The sequence below is a fragment of the Stenotrophomonas maltophilia genome (genome assembly GCF_023518235.1).
In the GTDB taxonomy this organism is placed as follows: Bacteria; Pseudomonadota; Gammaproteobacteria; order Xanthomonadales; family Xanthomonadaceae; genus Stenotrophomonas.
This window is the reverse complement of sequence record NZ_CP090423.1, coordinates 2,799,102-2,813,116: the sequence shown is the minus strand read 5'-3', so window position 1 is coordinate 2,813,116 and position 14,015 is coordinate 2,799,102. Positions and strand designations below refer to the sequence as shown.

General features: G+C 69.3%; 13 protein-coding genes. 5 read left to right on the top strand and 8 right to left on the bottom strand.

Annotated elements, in window-relative coordinates; genetic code table 11:
- Window positions 1-124 precede the first annotated feature (124 nt).
- On the top strand, window positions 125-703 hold the full coding sequence (locus LZ605_RS13200; protein WP_249842035.1) for a histidine phosphatase family protein: 579 nt from the start codon (window positions 125-127) through the stop codon (window positions 701-703).
- A gap of 90 nt (window positions 704-793) precedes the next feature.
- Here the strand turns inward: LZ605_RS13200 and LZ605_RS13195 are convergent, their stop codons facing one another.
- Both LZ605_RS13195 and LZ605_RS13190 read right to left on the bottom strand, forming a co-directional pair.
- Window positions 794-1,156, bottom strand: a complete 363-nt coding sequence (locus tag LZ605_RS13195) for a TfoX/Sxy family protein (protein ID WP_249842034.1) — start codon at window positions 1,154-1,156, stop codon at window positions 794-796.
- Window positions 1,153-1,635 (bottom strand): GAF domain-containing protein, encoded by a 483-nt coding sequence (locus LZ605_RS13190; RefSeq protein ID WP_065199401.1) that lies wholly within the window; start codon window positions 1,633-1,635, stop codon window positions 1,153-1,155. Before LZ605_RS13190 ends, LZ605_RS13195 begins: the two co-directional genes overlap by 4 nt.
- Before the next feature lie 68 nt (window positions 1,636-1,703).
- Here LZ605_RS13190 and bioD point away from each other — a divergent pair, with 68 nt between their 5' ends.
- Complete coding sequence (gene bioD, locus LZ605_RS13185; protein WP_249842033.1) at window positions 1,704-2,396, top strand: dethiobiotin synthase; 693 nt, start codon at window positions 1,704-1,706, stop codon at window positions 2,394-2,396.
- Between the two features lie 45 nt (window positions 2,397-2,441).
- Here the strand turns inward: bioD and LZ605_RS13180 are convergent, their stop codons facing one another.
- The 4 genes from LZ605_RS13180 to msrB all read right to left on the bottom strand — a co-directional run bounded on the left by LZ605_RS13180 (window position 2,442) and on the right by msrB (window position 7,224).
- Window positions 2,442-3,890 (bottom strand): PLP-dependent aminotransferase family protein, encoded by a 1,449-nt coding sequence (locus tag LZ605_RS13180; protein WP_249842032.1) that lies wholly within the window; start codon window positions 3,888-3,890, stop codon window positions 2,442-2,444.
- A 237-nt stretch (window positions 3,891-4,127) separates the two neighbouring features.
- Window positions 4,128-4,865: a peptide-methionine (S)-S-oxide reductase MsrA gene (msrA, locus tag LZ605_RS13175; protein WP_249842031.1), complete on the bottom strand. Its 738-nt coding sequence runs from the start codon at window positions 4,863-4,865 to the stop codon at window positions 4,128-4,130.
- A 14-nt stretch (window positions 4,866-4,879) separates the two neighbouring features.
- Window positions 4,880-6,649 carry a cytochrome c biogenesis protein DipZ gene (locus tag LZ605_RS13170; RefSeq protein WP_249842030.1) on the bottom strand — a complete coding sequence of 590 codons (1,770 nt, stop codon included), beginning with the start codon at window positions 6,647-6,649 and terminating at the stop codon, window positions 4,880-4,882.
- A 2-nt stretch (window positions 6,650-6,651) separates the two neighbouring features.
- Window positions 6,652-7,224 carry a peptide-methionine (R)-S-oxide reductase MsrB gene (gene msrB, locus LZ605_RS13165; protein ID WP_249842029.1) on the bottom strand — a complete coding sequence of 191 codons (573 nt, stop codon included), beginning with the start codon at window positions 7,222-7,224 and terminating at the stop codon, window positions 6,652-6,654.
- A 144-nt stretch (window positions 7,225-7,368) separates the two neighbouring features.
- Here msrB and LZ605_RS13160 point away from each other — a divergent pair, with 144 nt between their 5' ends.
- A complete protein-coding gene (locus LZ605_RS13160) occupies window positions 7,369-8,088 on the top strand; it encodes a response regulator transcription factor (RefSeq protein WP_014035866.1) in 720 nt (239 codons plus the stop codon).
- Complete coding sequence (locus LZ605_RS13155) at window positions 8,085-9,554, top strand: sensor histidine kinase (protein WP_249842028.1); 1,470 nt, start codon at window positions 8,085-8,087, stop codon at window positions 9,552-9,554. The genes LZ605_RS13160 and LZ605_RS13155 overlap by 4 nt, the downstream gene beginning before the upstream one ends.
- On the opposite strand, the gene LZ605_RS13150 is transcribed toward LZ605_RS13155, so the two are convergent.
- Window positions 9,551-10,897: an ATP-binding protein gene (locus LZ605_RS13150; RefSeq protein WP_249842027.1), complete on the bottom strand. Its 1,347-nt coding sequence runs from the start codon at window positions 10,895-10,897 to the stop codon at window positions 9,551-9,553. The genes LZ605_RS13155 and LZ605_RS13150 overlap by 4 nt on opposite strands.
- Window positions 10,894-11,583: a winged helix-turn-helix domain-containing protein gene (locus tag LZ605_RS13145; RefSeq protein WP_249842026.1), complete on the bottom strand. Its 690-nt coding sequence runs from the start codon at window positions 11,581-11,583 to the stop codon at window positions 10,894-10,896. Before LZ605_RS13145 ends, LZ605_RS13150 begins: the two co-directional genes overlap by 4 nt.
- Window positions 11,584-11,933: 350 nt before the next feature.
- Here LZ605_RS13145 and asnB point away from each other — a divergent pair, with 350 nt between their 5' ends.
- On the top strand, window positions 11,934-13,835 hold the full coding sequence (gene asnB, locus LZ605_RS13140) for an asparagine synthase (glutamine-hydrolyzing) (RefSeq protein WP_249842025.1): 1,902 nt from the start codon (window positions 11,934-11,936) through the stop codon (window positions 13,833-13,835).
- The last annotated feature ends 180 nt before the right edge of the window (window positions 13,836-14,015 follow it).

Below are 14,015 nucleotides of genomic sequence, written 5' to 3'. Positions count from 1 at the left end.
CGCCCCGTCGCGGGGCATCCGTTCTGGAAGTGTTGCCGATGATTCTGTTCCAACCGCTACCGATCCCCGCCGCTGGCCTGTACGAGGCGCTGCTGCGCCGGCAGGTACAGACCGGCCGGCAGCGATGATTCTCGATCTGGTCCGCCACGCGGGCAACGGCCGTGATGAATACCTCGATGGCCGCAGCGATCCGCCGCAGCTGGCGCGCCTGCCGCAGGAACTGGTGGAGGCTTACGCCGGGCAGGAATGGCAGCGGGTGATCAGTTCGCCGCGCCTGCGTTCGCTGCATACGGCGATGGCGCTGGCCACCCCGCGCGGACTGGATGTGGACGCAGACGAGGAATGGGAGGAGCTGGATTTCGGCGATTGGGACGGGCAGTCGCTGTTCGACCTGCCGGAGGACGCGCTGGCAGCCTTCCACGCCGATCCGCATGCGTTCCCGCCGCCCAACGGTGAAAGCTGGGGCCACTTCGAACGGCGCATCGCGCGCGCGCTCGACCGGCTGCTGGACGACGAGGAGCCGCTACCGACTCTGGTGGTCAGTCATGGTGGGCCGCTGCGCATGGTGCTGTCGCAGGTCTGCGGTCTGCCGATGTCGCTGTGCTGGGCCTTGCGCATCGACCACGGTACCCGTCTGCGGGTGTGGCTGGAGCGTGGTGAGGTGGGCCTGGTAGGCGAACTGCTGGAGCTGCAGCAGCCCTAAGCGAGCGGTAGTGCCGGCCGCTGGCCGGCAGCTGCACGATCTTTGCAACGTTCCCGAGGTTGCCGGCCAGCGGCCGGCACTACCAGGCCGTCAATCCTCGTCGGCGTCGTCCGCTGGGCTGTCCTCAGCGTCACCGTCGTCATCGAAGCGCTGCTCATGCACCGGACCTGAGGCCGGGCCGGCCGCCTTCAGCGGATGTGCGGCGATGCGTGCTTCGTAGTCCTGCACCAGCGCTTGACGCTGCGGCTCGCTCAGTTCCTGCCAGTGGCACTCCAGCAAGGCTCCTTCCAGCGAGTACAGCAGGTTCAGGCTGGGCTTGAAGCCGGCCCGCTTGACCTTGACGAACGCACCGACCGCACCGATCGCGGCCAGGTCCTCGCGGCTGCGCAGGCCGACCTGGCGCAGCCAGGCTGCACTTTTCGGGCCGATGTTGCGCAGCTTCGGTGCGCTCATCCCAGCGCCTCGACGAACACGCGCGCGATGGCTTCCAGCCCGGCTTGGTCGTCGGCATCGAAGCGGCCGACCTTGGGGCTGTCGATGTCGAACACGCCGATCAGCTCATCGCCGCGCAGCAGCGGCACCACCAGTTCCGAGCGCGAGGCCGAATCGCAGGCGATATGGCCGGGGAAGGCATCGACGTCCTCCACGCGCTGGGTCACGCGCTGGCTGGCAGCGGCGCCACACACACCCTTGTCCAGCGGAATGCGCACGCAGGCCGGCAGGCCCTGGAAGGGGCCGACCACCAGTTCCCTGCCGTCGTACAGATAGAAGCCCACCCAGTTCAGATCGGGCAGGGCGTGATAGACCAGCGCGGAGAGATTGGCCGCATTGGCGATGCGGTCGGACTCACCGTAGACCAGGCCACGGGCCTGCTCCAGCAGCTGGGCGTATTGTTCCGGCTTGCTGCCGGTCAGCGAGGCATTGGCGAACATGCGTGCAGTCTAGCAAGCGCACCGGGCCGGCGATAATGAACGCTCTGTTGCCCTGTTGGAGCCTGTCGATGCCGTTGCCCGCCACCCTGCCGCCCGCGCTGTTCGTGACCGGCACCGATACCGAGATCGGCAAGACCGCCACCAGCACAGCGCTGCTGCATGCGCTGCGCCGGCGCGGCCTGCGTGCCGTTGGCATGAAGCCGGTGGCCAGCGGCAGCGAAGACCGCGGGCAGGGCCTGCGCAACGAGGATGCGCTGGCGCTGCAGGCAGCCAGCTGGCCGGTACCGGACTATGCCGACCTCAACCCCTATGCGCTGCGGCAGCCGCTGGCCCCGGAACTGGCGGCCGCCGAGGACGGCGTGCAGGTGCAGCTGGCACCGATCGTGGCCGCCTTCGAGCGCCTGCGCGCGCAGGCCGACATCGTGGTGGTGGAGGGCGTGGGCGGCTGGCTGGCGCCGGTCTCGGCCACGCTGGATCAGCTCGATCTGGTGCGTGCGCTGCAGCTGCCGGTGCTGCTGGTGGTGGGCATGCGCCTGGGCTGCGTCAACCACGCGCGGCTGACCGCGCAATCGCTGCAGGCCAGCGGCGTGGAATGCCTGGGCTGGATCGGCAACCACATCGACCCGGCCATGCAGCGCCAGGACGAGAACATCGCCACGTTGCAGCAGCGCCTGCCGATGCCGTGCTGGGGCCGCCTGCCGCATCTGCCGGGGGCGGATGGCGAAGCGCTGAGCGCGCACCTGCTTGGCGACCTGGGGTAGTGCCGGCTGCTGGCCGGCAGTGCAGTTGCCGGCCAGCGGCCGGCACTACCGTGTTGCAGCCGCCAGCTCGCACGCCATCGCACCCAGTCGCTCCACCGCGCCAACGAAGCGCGCGTCCAGCGTCTGGCAGCACGACAGGCGCAGGGCATGGCGGTAGCGCGCGCCGCGCGAATACACCTGGCCGGGCATGAACACGATGTCCTCCACCAGCGCACGCTCGAACAGCTCGCGGGTATCCACGCCGGGTAGTTCCAGCCACAACAGGAATCCCCCCTGCGGTTCGGTGGCACGGGTGCCGGCCGGGAAATGCTCGGCCACCAGTTGGCGCAGCCGTCCGACCTGTTCGCGATACAGGCGGCGCATGCGGTGCAGGTGGTGCTCGTAGCTGCCCGCTTCCAGATACGCAGCCACCGCGTCACCCAGCAGCTGCGGCTCGCCGCCGGTGGACTGGAACTTCAGCAATGCGATGCGCTCGGCGAAGCGCCCGCCATCGAGCCAGCCGATGCGGTAGTCCGGCGCCAGCGTCTTGGAAAAGCCACCGACCACCATCACCCAACCGTCGCGATCGAAGGCCTTCAGCAGCGGTGCCGGTGGCTCGCAGAACTGCAGCTCGGCATACACCGCATCTTCGATCAGCGGCAACTGGCGCGCGTTGACCAGCTCGGCCAAGCGCTGCTTGGCGGCCATTGGCATGGTGCAGCCCAACGGGTTGTGCACCGTCGGCATCACCACCAGCGCCGCCAGCGGTGTGTGCTCCAGCAGGGCCTCCAGTGCGTCCACCTCCAGGCCGTGTTGTGGATGGGTCGGTAGTTCGATGGCCTGCAGGCCCAGCGTGGCCAGCAGCGGGTACAGGTTGAAGTACGACGGCGCTTCGATGCCCACCGCATCACCGGGCTGGGTGACCGCACGCAGTGCCAGCTGCAGGGCCTCCATCGCGCCATGGGTGAGCAGCAGACGCTCGCTGTGGGTGTGCAGGCCCATGCGCGGGCCGCGCCGTACGATCTGCGCCAGCAACCGTGGTGATCCATTCGGACGCGCATAGGTCTCCACCGTCTGCTGGCCATGGCGCAGCACCTGCGCGGTGTGCTTGACCAGCTGCGCACCGGGATAGAACTGGCGACCGCGCGGGCCGGCGAAGGCCAGGTCGATCACACCGGGGCTCCGTTGCGCTTCCAGTACTCGGGCCATCAGCACCTGCTGCAGCGGCGCGGTCGGTGCCGAGGGCACATCGCGCAGCGAGCGATCCGGCACTGACAGCCGCGGCGCCACCTCGAAGCCGGCCTTGGGCCGCGGAATCACCAGGCCGGCATCCTCCAGCTGGCGATAGGCGGCAATCACGGTGTTCAGGCTGAGCTGCCGCTGCGATGCCATCTGCCGCAACGACGGCAGGCGGCTGCCTACGGGCAGGCGGCCACCGTGGATGGCCTCGGCCAGTTCATCGGACAGCCGCTGGTAGCGGGGAGGGATCATCGCGCTGTGGTCATCTGTATCCATCGAATGTCCCGTCATCTGGAGCTGTACCCATGATGACGGCGAGCCTAGCATGCTGTTGTCGGCCAGGCCTGATCGGTGCCTGGGCGATACTTTCCATGCGCACGGCTGGATGGCCGTGCGCTTTTTTTCGTTGCGTGTAGAGCCGAGCCCATGCTCGGCTGCTCTTCCCTCAGCGGCAGCCGAGCGTGGGCTCGGCTCTACAGAGGAGCCGGCCAGCGGCCGGCCCTATCCGGGTCGTTACCGCATCGGCACCAGCACCGCGTCGCGCCGGTACAGCGCCGGGAACTGACTGCCCAGCGCCGCCAGCTTGGGCGCGTCGTAATAGCGGATGTAGGCCGCCTGCGGGTAGTTGCTCATGTAGTTCTGGTGGTAGCTCTCGGCCGGGTAGAAGCGCTGGCCGCTGACCAGCTGGGTGACGATCGGCGCGGAAAAACTGCCGGCCTGGCCGAGCTGGGCGATGTAGGCACGGCTGGCCGCCTGCTGGCGGGCGTCGTCGCTGAAGATGGCCGAGCGGTACTGGCTGCCGTGGTCCGGGCCCTGCCGGTTGAGCTGGGTCGGGTCATGGGCCACCGCGAAGAACACCTGCATCAGTTGCCCGTAGCTCACCTGGCGCGGGTCGTAGTCGATCTTCACCGCTTCGGCGTGGCCGGTCTGGCCGCTGCTGACCCGTTCGTACCGCGCGTTGGCAGCGCTGCCGCCGATATAGCCGGACACCGCATTGCTCACGCCCTTGACGTGCTGGAACACACCCTGCACGCCCCAGAAGCAGCCGCCGGCAAACACCACGCTGGCATGAGTGGCGTTATCGCCGAACGCAGCATCGCCGGTGGGTGCGGGCAGCGCCTTCAGCGGTGCCGCCGCCTCGGAAGGGGCCGCCATCGCACCGTGATCGACCAGCAGCACCGCAGCGATCAGCGCGGTGGCGACCAGCCCGGCAACACCCGCCGCGACGCCCTGTTCAAGGGAGAGTTTCATCGTGTCCTCCTGGTTCAACCGAAGGTGAAGGCATAGGCCTGTACGCCCGCATCGAGGAACTCGATCTCGAAGCGGTGCGGGCCGACCGTGCCGCGCTGGCGCACCAGCTGGTACAGGCGGTGTTCGTCGACCACGCCACTGCCGTCGGCGCCCACATCGCTGCCGGCGTCAGTGGCCGGCAGCGGCTTGCCATCGAGCAGCACGCGGAAGCGCACCGGCTTTCCTTCCTGGCTCGGCGCCAGCACCAGGTGCAGGTCGCGCGCATGGAACTGGAAGGCGATACGGCCGCCGGCCTGTTGCAGCTGTGCCGCCTCGTCGGTGACCGTCCAGTGGCCGGACAGTCCCCACTGGTTCAGCGCCAGCGCAGTGGGCAGCGAGTAGTCGAAGGCGGTATCGGCACGCTGTCCACCGGGCGAGGCGAACTGCTCGGCGCGGGCGTGGCCCAGGTAGGTCTCCGGCGAACGCAGGTTGCCCATGTCGGCCTGCGCGGCCACGCCCTTCAGCTCGGCAGCGGCGGGATCGGCCGGTGGCGGCAGATTCGTCTGGCCGGCCTCGGCCAGCAGGCGGCGGATCACCTGTTCCGAACGCGCGTAGTTGCCTTCACCGAACTGGTGGCCACGGATGTTGCCCTGGGCATCGACGAAGTACTGCGCTGGCCAGTAGCGGTTGTTGAACGCGCGCCAGATCGTGTACTGGTTGTCCAGCGCCACCGGGTAGGCGACCTTCAACTGCTCAACCGCCTTCATCACGTTGCGTGGGTCACGTTCGAAAGCGAACTCCGGGGTGTGCACGCCGATCACCACCAGGCCGTGGTCGCGGTAGCGGCGCTCCCATTCGTGCACGAACGGCATCGCGCGCAGGCAGTTGATGCAGGAGTATGTCCAGAAATCGACCAGTACTACCTTGCCGCGCAGCTGCTGGGCGCTCAGCGGCGGGCTGTTGAGCCAGCCGGTGGCACCGTCCAGCGCGGGCAGGGTGCCTTCCACCGGCAGCGGTGCATCGGCAGCGGCGTTGGCACCGGCCATCATCATCATCGGCGGTGCCGCCGGCTGCGCGCCGGGCACCGCATCGAGCAGGCCCTGTTCGATGCGCGCTGTGCTGAGCGTGGACAGGCGGGTCAGCAGGCCGGTATCCCAGCCCAGACCGATCGCCACCACCGCCAGCAGCGCGGCCACGCCCAACATCTTGCGCAGCACGTCACCCAGGCCGAGGCGTGCCTGCAGGGCGCGGAACACGCGGCCGCCCACCCAGACCGCCAAGGCCAGTGCGGTAATGGCCCCCAGCGCGTAGGCCAGCAGCAGCGTGCTGGTGCCGGCGCTGGCGCCGTGCAGGGCCGCGCCGGTCAGCACCAGACCAAGGATCGGCCCAGCGCAGGGCGCCCACAGCAGGCCGGTGGCGATGCCGATCAGCAGCGAGGTCCACGCCCCGCCACGGCCGGCGGCATCAGCGGCATCGGCGCGCGCACTCAGCCGCGCACCCACGCGCTGGAACGGCGCCAGCAGATGGTCGGCCAGCCGCGGCCACAGCAAGGCCAGCGCGAACAGCGCCATCAGCAGCAGGGCGATCCAGCGTCCGATCTGGTTGGCCTGTGCCACCCATTGGCTGCCCACCGCGGCCAGGCTGGCAACCACGGTGAAGGTGAGTGCCATGCCCAGCAGCAGCGGCAGCGTGCTGCGCAGGAAGGGGCGGTCGGCGCGTGCGAACACGAACGGCAGCACCGGCAGGATGCATGGGCTGAGCAGGGTCAGTGCGCCCCCCAGGTAGGCAAGCAGCAACAGCAGCATCGTCAGGCTCCGGAAACAGGGGAAGAACCGACCGGCACGCGCCAGCCGTCGGCAGCGCCATCACCGGCGCCGGGAACAAACACCATGGCCGCACCGTTCATGCAGTAGCGCAGCCCGGTCGGGCGCGGGCCATCGTTGAAGACGTGGCCGAGATGGCCGCCACAGCGCCGGCAGTGCACTTCCACCCGCAGCATGCCGAAGGTGACGTCGCGGTCCTCGCCGATTGCGTTGTGCAGCGGTGCCCAGAAGCTGGGCCAGCCGGTACCGCTCTCGAACTTGGTGGAGGAGGAGAACAGCGGCAGCGCGCAGCCGGCGCAGGCGAAGGTACCCTGCCGGTGTTCCTTGTTGAGTGAGCTGCTCCAGGGCCGTTCGGTGGCCTGCTGGCGCAGCACCGCGTACTGCGCCGGGGTCAGCTGCTGGCGCCATTGCGCATCGCTGTGCATGACCTCGAACTGGCGCACCGGCCGTGCCTCGGCGGCGGCCGGTGCGGCTCGGCTGCAGGCGCCCAGTCCGAACAGGCCGGCGGCGGTGGCGACACCGCCCAGGCCCAGCAGATGGCGTCGGGTGAGGGGCATGGCGGACTCCGGGAAGGGGCGACGGGGCCATGCTGCGCCTGCCCGGGTCAACGAATCCTCACGCAGGATTCAATTTTTCGTGAGGTATCGGCGGCCGTCCCGCGCCACAATGCGGGCAGCCTCCCCACTGGCCCTGAGCTGCCGATGTCCACCAAACGCGTGCTGATCGTTGAAGACGATGCCCACATCGCCGACCTGCTGCGCATGCACCTGGGCGATGAAGGCTACGACGTCGCCCACGCCGCCAGCGGCGACGCCGGCCTGCGCCTGCTCGAACAGGACGGACCGTGGGATGCGCTGGTGCTGGACGTGATGCTGCCCGGCGTGGATGGCCTGCAGGTGTGCCAGCGTGCACGCGCGATGGCGCGTTACGTGCCGATCATCATCATCAGTGCGCGCGGCAGCGAGACCCAGCGCATCGTCGGCCTGGAACTGGGCGCGGACGACTATCTGGCCAAGCCGTTCTCGATGCCGGAGCTGGTGGCGCGGGTACGTGCGCTGTTGCGCCGTGCCGAGGCGATGGCGCAGAGCGCGCGCATCGATGCCGGTGCTATCGAGCTGGGCGGGTTGCAGCTGGACCCGGTGGCACGCACCGCTTCGGTGGATGGCAACGCGCTGGAGCTGACCCCGCGCGAGTTCGACCTGCTGCTGTTCTTCGCGCGCCACCCGGACCAGGTGTTCGCGCGCATGGAGCTGCTCAACCAGGTCTGGGGCTACCAGCACGATGGTTACGAGCACACGGTCAACACCCACATCAATCGGCTGCGCAGCAAGATCGAGCCGGACCCGGCCAACCCGCGGCGGCTGCTGACGGTGTGGGGACGCGGCTACAAGCTGGTCGATCCGGCCGGGGCGGCGGCATGATCAAGCCCAACCTGTGGCAGAAGCTGGCGGCGGTGATCGCCGCGCTGATGCTGATGTGCTGCATGGCGCTGCTGGCCCTGCAGATGCGCGCCAACACGCGCCACGAACAGGAAGTCGTGCAGCGGCTGTCGCTGGGCCTGGCCGAGCACATTGCCCAGCGCAGCGAGCTGATGGACACCAGCGGCATGCGCGACGCCGCGGTGCGCGCGCTGTTCGGGCAGCTGATGGCGGTCAATCCCAGCGTCGAGGTGTATCTGCTGGACGATCAGGGCCGCATCCTCGGCCACGATGCGCCCAGCGGCCATCTGGTGCGCAACCGGGTGGACGTGGCGCCATTGCGCCGCCTGCTGTCCGGTGCGCCGTTGCCGATCCTTGGCGATGACCCGCGCAGTGCGGACGGGCGCAAGGTGTTCAGTGCCGCGCCGCTGATCGTGCAGGGACGCCAGGCCGGTTACGTGTACGTGGTGCTGGTGGGCGAGCACCGGCAGATGCTGTCCGATGATCTTGCCGCCGGCAGCCAGTGGAACACCACATGGTGGTCGGTGGTGCTGGTCGGTGGCCTCGGTCTGCTGGCCGGGCTGGTGGCCTTCTACTGGGTGACCCGGCCGCTGCGCCGGCTGACCCGTCGCATCCAGGCCTTCGACATCGACGCCCCCACGCCGTTGCCGCCGCCGGAACCGCTGCGGCCGGGTGAGCGCGACGAGCTGGTGATCCTCGAACACGCGCATGCGCAGATGGCGCAGCGGCTGGGAGAGCAATGGCAGCAGCTGCGCCAGCAGGACCTGCAGCGGCGCGAGCTGGTGGCCAACATCTCGCATGACCTGCGCACTCCGCTGTCATCGCTGCACGGCTATCTGGAGACGCTGGCGTTGAAGGATGCCACGCTGTCGCCGGACGAGCGCCGCCGCTACCTCGGCATCGCGCTGGCGCAGAGCGCCAAGGTCGGCCGCCTTGCACGCGCGCTGTTCGAGCTGGCGCGGCTGGAGCATGGCGAAGTGCGGCTGGAGTGGGAGGTGTTCGCGCTGCCGGAGCTGCTGCAGGACGTACTGCAGAAGTTCGAGCTGGCCGCGCAGGCCCGCAACCAGAGGTTGCATGCGGACTTCCCGCCGGGCCTGCCACTGGTGCGCGCCGACCTGGGCCTGGTCGAGCGGGTGTTGACCAATCTGCTCGACAACGCCCTGCGTCATGCGCCCGAGGGTGGCCGGATCGAGGTACGCCTGCGTGCGACACCGGACAGCGTCGAGGTGAGTGTGGCCGATGATGGCCCGGGTGTAGCGCCGGCACTGCGCGCGCAGCTGTTCCAGGCACCGGCTGCGCTGGGCGCGCGCCGTGGCGAGAACGGTGGCCTGGGCCTGTTGATCGTGCAGCGCATCGTGCAGCTGCATGGCCGCCGCATCGAACTGCGCGACAGCGAGCAGGGTGCGTTGTTCGTGTTCGCGTTGCCGCGCGCGGAAGCGGCGGCCTAGCAGGCGGCCTCGCACTCCACCACGCCGCTGCTTTCCAGCGGCAGGTGCAGGCGGATGCAGGCGCCGCCCAGCTCGGAATCGGTCACCTCGACGTGGCCGTCGTGCTTGTCGGCCACCACCTGCACCAAGGCCAGGCCCAGCCCGAAACCGGGGCTGCCGGGGTCGAGCCGTACGTAGGGCTGCAGCACCTGGCCACGCAGTTCGGGCGCGATGCCGGGGCCGTCGTCCTCCACCTGCAGGCACAGCCAGCCATCATTGACCGTGCTGGCAATTCGGATCTGCCGGCGTGCATAGCGCAGCGCGTTGCCCAGCAGGTTGCGCAGGGCCAGCTCCAGCATGTGCCGGTTGACGTTGACCAGGCCGGCCGGCGACAGCGCCTGCTGCACCGGCATCGGCAGCGGCGCGAACTGGGCGACCACGCCGCGCACCAGCGCGGCCAGCTGCAGGCGCTGGCGGGTCAGCTGATGACAACGGCCGAGCGCGGCGTACTGGACGCCGGCATCGGTCAGGTGCTGCAGACGATCGACATCGGTGCGCAGCCCGCCCAGGGCATCGCGCTGGATCTCGTCCAGCGCGGTGTCCTCCAGGTCGGCCAGGCCGAAGCGCATGCGGGCCAGCGGCGTGCGCACTTCATGTGCCACCGCCTGCGCCAGCACGCGCTGGCTTTCCAGCAGCTGCTGCAGCTGTTCGGCCATGTGGTTGAAGGCATTGGCCAACGGCCGCACCAGTGCGGTGCCGGCGCGCGGCGCACGCGTATCCAGCTGGCCATCGCGCATGCGCCGCGCGGCCTGTGCCAGCTGCGAGACATCGCGCCACAGGCGGTAGACCATCACGTACATCGGCAGCGCCACGGCCACCATCAGGATCAGCAGCAGGATCGCCACGCCGGAGACATCGCTGTCCTGCCAGCCTTCGTCGGGCAACGCTTCGTCCAGTGGGCCCAGCATCACCGCATAGTCGCTGTCGCCGATGCGCTGCAGGCTGCGCATGTGCTCCAGATCGATCTGCACCCGGCCATTGTTGAAGGGCGGGCGCTGGCTGGCGGGCAGTTCCTTCACTGCCTCGGCCAGCGGCACCATGCGCAGGGCGTAGGCGAAATCGGTGTCGAGCTGGCGCGCCAGTGCCGGCCACTGTTCGCGCGGCGTCTCGGCGAAGCGGTGCTGCAGCAGCGCATGAGTACCGCGCATCTCGGCCTGCAGGCCCGCTTCGGTGCGGTCTTCCAGCAGCGCGTCCCAGGCCCACAGGCCAAGCACGATCAACAGCAGGTGGGCGACCAGGAAGCCGATGCCGTAGCGCAGGAAATGAAAGGCGTGACCGCGCATCGCCGAGGGCGTGCGTTTCATCCCCATGCCGAGCGGCTGAACAGGTAGCCGCGGCCGCGGACGGTCTTGATCCGTTCCGGTTGCTCGGGGTTGTCGCCCAGCTTGCGCCGCAGGCGCGAGATGCGCGCATCGATCGAGCGGTCCAGGCCGTCGAAGGCGATCCCGCGCAGGCCGCGCAGCAGCGCGTCGCGGTCCAGGATCTGGCCGGCGTTGCTGGCCAGCAGGAACAGCAGGTCGAACTCGGCGGTGGTCAGTTCCAGCAGGCCGCCCTGCAGGTGCACGTTGCGGGTGGACGGGTCGATGTTCAGCTCGCCGAAGCGCAGGCTGCCGTCACGCGGTTCAACCCGGCGGTGGCGACGCAGGTGGGCGCGCAGACGGGCCAGCAGGACCCGCGGTTCGATCGGCTTGCCGATGTAATCGTCGGCACCCAGTTCCAGCCCCAGCACCTGGTCGATGTTGTCGGTGCGGGCGGTCAGCACGCAGATGATGCCGTCATAGTGGGGGCGGATCTGCCGACACACTTCGAAACCATCCTGGTCGGGCAGGCCGACGTCGAGCAGCACCAGCGCCGGCTTTTCGGCCAGGATGCGGGTCACCGCACGCGCGCCGGTGCGCTCGTGGGCCACCTGGTAGCCATGCCGCTGCAGATAGTCGCTGACCATCGTACCCAGGCGGGCATCGTCTTCGACCAGTACGATATCCAGCATTATCAAGGCCTCCGTGGGCGCAAACGTACCGCCACGGCACGAGCGCGGCGATCCTATCCCAGCCTTCGGGCCGCCCGGGTCCCGGGGGCGGGCGCCATTCAGCCGGGGTTGCTGACGCGCGGGCCGGGTCTCAGTCCCGGCAACACCTTGCCGCCCAGCATAGCCGGTTGCAGTTACAAAACGTTACGTGGCGGCCACGGCCGGTGACGATCGCTGACAGCAAAGCGACTGACAGCGCCCGCCGGCCGCGCCGAGCATGGAGTCTCCTCCGCTCCGCGTGCCGTCCCCATGTCAGCCGCTGCCCCCTGCCTGCCCAACCTGTCCTGCCGCTGCCGTCATGGGGGCCTGCGATGAGCGGCGTGGTTGGCGCCTGGCTGCCGCCCGCCGACGATGAGCAGCTGCTCCAGCAGCTGGCGCCGATGCTGCGGGCCCTGCAGCAGCGCGGTCGCGGTCGCATCGGTTACTGGACCGACGCTGACGCCGGCCTCGCCCTGGGCCACTGCCGGGCACCCAGCGATACGCCGTTGCAGCCGCTCAGCTCGGATTGTGGCCGCTACGTGCTGTGCCTGGATGGCCGGCTGTACAACCGCGCCCACCTGCAGGGGCAACTGCGCGACCTGCCACGCAGCTGCAGCGACGCGCGGTTGCTGTTGCAGGCAATCGTGGAATGGGGCGTACAGCGGGCGCTGTCTCGCATCGAAGGTGCCTTCGGTTTCAGTGTCTGGGATCGCCAGTCGCGCGAACTCTGGCTGGCCCGCGACCCGGTGGGCGAGCGCCCGCTGTACTACGGCTGGCACCAGGGGCAGTTCCTGTTCGCCTCCGAGCTGAAGGCGCTGCAGGCGTTCGCCGGTTTCTCGCCCAGCATCGACCAGGACGCGCTGAGCCTGCTGCTGCGCCACGACTACGTGCCGGCACCGCACACGATCTATCGCGGCATCCACAAGCTGGTGGCCGGTGCCATGCTGCGCATCGATCTTGCCGACCACGCCGCGCGTGGTTCCGCGCAGGCCGCGCAGGGCGGTTCGCGCTACTGGTGCGCGCGCGATGCGATGCACAGCGCGCTGCAGGAACCGCTGCAGCCGGCACCCGACCTTGAGCAGGCCACCGATCAGCTGGAGGCCGTGCTGCAGAAGGCCATCGCCGCGCGCATGCACTCGCCGCTGGCCTGTGGCGCGTTCCTGTCCGGCGGCACTGATTCGTCGCTGGTGACGGCGATGATGCAGGCGCAGTCGGCGCTTCCGATCGAAGCGTGGACGGTGGGCTTCGACGATCCGGGGCATGACGAGAGCGACTGGGCCTCGCAGGTTGCGCGGCATCTGGGCGTGCAGCACCACCTGCACCGCATGGATGCGCGCCAGGGCCTGGACCTGCTGCAACGCCTGCCGCAGGTCTGGTGCGAGCCGTTCGCCGATGCGTCGCAGCTGCCGACCCTGCTGGCCAGCGAACTGCTGGGTGCACGCAAGCCGGTGGCGTTGACCGGTGATGGCGGCGACGAGCTGTTCTTTGGCCATCCCAGTTACGGCCGTGCGCTGCGCAATGCCCGCCTGTGCGGTGGCCTGCCGGACTGGGTGCGCGATCTGGCGCGGCGCAGCGGCACCCGCATGAACGCCGAACGCGGCCGGCTGGGGGGCTGGCGAGCGCTGGTGGCCGAAGTGGCGGCCAATGATGTGGAAGGCCACTACCTGCAGCGCGTCACCCGCTGGCGGCAGCCGGCGCAGGTGGTGCTGGGGGCACGTGAACCGATGACGATCTTCCAACAGCAGGACACCGGGCTGCCGGCGGAGGCGCGCATCCAGCTGCTGGATTTCCGCATGGATCTGGCCGAGGGCATCCTCGCCAAGGTCGATCGTGCCGGCATGGCGGCGGGGGTGGAAACGCGCGCGCCGCTGCTGGACATGGACGTGGTGCGTCTTGCCTGGCGCCTGCCGCAGCACCTGAAGTACCACGATGGCGAGCACAAGCGGATCCTCAAGCATCTGCTGGCGCGCTACCTGCCCGAGCCGCTGGTGTATCGCCCCAAGCGCGGCTTCGGGCCACCGATGGCGCGCTGGCTGGCTGGCCCGCTGCGCGATTGGGCCGAGGCATTGCTGGATCCGCAGCGGCTGCGCAACCAGGGCTGCTTCGATGCGGTACGCGTGCGCGGCATCTGGGAGGCGTTCCTGCGCGGCGAGCGCAAATGGCACACGCACCTGTGGAATGTGTTGATGTTCCAGGCGTGGCACCAGCACTGGCACGGTAATCGCGGGCGCTGAGGCTCCCTCGCGGTGTGTTGTGCGTGGCGCAGGGCGGAGGCCCTTGCGTACGAATGTCCTCCGGCGCCGGCCGTTGGCCGTCACCTCCTCCTTTACTTCGTACGCAAGGGCCTCCGCCCTGCGTTCGGAATCTATCGGCGCCTCATTGAAAGGCTGCCCCGGCGGGGCCCTTCAGTTCGC

Excerpts from the sequence above, each read along its gene's own strand:
- LZ605_RS13200 (WP_249842035.1), top strand. The coding sequence starts at position 125 with ATGATTCTCGATCTGGTCCGCCACGCGGGCAACGGCCGTGATGAATAC.
- LZ605_RS13195 (WP_249842034.1), bottom strand. The coding sequence starts at position 1,156 with ATGAGCGCACCGAAGCTGCGCAACATCGGCCCGAAAAGTGCAGCCTGG.
- LZ605_RS13190 (WP_065199401.1), bottom strand. The coding sequence starts at position 1,635 with ATGTTCGCCAATGCCTCGCTGACCGGCAGCAAGCCGGAACAATACGCC.
- bioD (WP_249842033.1), top strand. The coding sequence starts at position 1,704 with ATGCCGTTGCCCGCCACCCTGCCGCCCGCGCTGTTCGTGACCGGCACC.
- LZ605_RS13180 (WP_249842032.1), bottom strand. The coding sequence starts at position 3,890 with ATGGATACAGATGACCACAGCGCGATGATCCCTCCCCGCTACCAGCGG.
- msrA (WP_249842031.1), bottom strand. The coding sequence starts at position 4,865 with ATGAAACTCTCCCTTGAACAGGGCGTCGCGGCGGGTGTTGCCGGGCTG.
- LZ605_RS13170 (WP_249842030.1), bottom strand. The coding sequence starts at position 6,649 with ATGCTGCTGTTGCTGCTTGCCTACCTGGGGGGCGCACTGACCCTGCTC.
- msrB (WP_249842029.1), bottom strand. The coding sequence starts at position 7,224 with ATGCCCCTCACCCGACGCCATCTGCTGGGCCTGGGCGGTGTCGCCACC.
- LZ605_RS13160 (WP_014035866.1), top strand. The coding sequence starts at position 7,369 with ATGTCCACCAAACGCGTGCTGATCGTTGAAGACGATGCCCACATCGCC.
- LZ605_RS13155 (WP_249842028.1), top strand. The coding sequence starts at position 8,085 with ATGATCAAGCCCAACCTGTGGCAGAAGCTGGCGGCGGTGATCGCCGCG.
- LZ605_RS13150 (WP_249842027.1), bottom strand. The coding sequence starts at position 10,897 with ATGAAACGCACGCCCTCGGCGATGCGCGGTCACGCCTTTCATTTCCTG.
- LZ605_RS13145 (WP_249842026.1), bottom strand. The coding sequence starts at position 11,583 with ATGCTGGATATCGTACTGGTCGAAGACGATGCCCGCCTGGGTACGATG.
- asnB (WP_249842025.1), top strand. The coding sequence starts at position 11,934 with ATGAGCGGCGTGGTTGGCGCCTGGCTGCCGCCCGCCGACGATGAGCAG.